This is a genomic window from Cupriavidus sp. 05N38 (assembly GCF_056397345.1).
In genome coordinates, this window is the sequence record NZ_JBFTNF010000196.1 from 1 (window position 1) to 306 (window position 306).

The 306-nt window shown below is 54.2% G+C and carries 1 rRNA gene; it reads right to left on the reverse strand.

Annotation, left to right across the window (positions count from 1 at the left end):
- Positions 1–26: 26 nt before the first annotated feature.
- Positions 27–140 (reverse strand): 5S ribosomal RNA (gene rrf / locus AC1DK4_RS40895).
- Positions 141–306: the final 166 nt, after the last annotated feature.

Here is a 306-nt window from a genome sequence, read left to right on the forward strand (position 1 = left end):
TGCGTACTGAGGGGTTTCAAGGGAGAGCCTGGCGATTACCTACTTTCACACGGGTAATCCGCACTATCATCGGCGTGGAGTCGTTTCACGGTCCTGTTCGGGATGGGAAGGGGTGGTTCCAACTCGCTATGGTCACCAGGCATAAACGGTGTGCCGCGCTGGGGTTGAGCCAGCACAGCAAATAGGGATGTAGTCAGGTTGCGAGGTATCGGCCGAGCTTTGCTAGCGGCACGCGATACGTCATACCAGGAGAAACACACTGGTTATAGGATCAAGCCTTACGGGCAATTAGTACTGGTTAGCTTA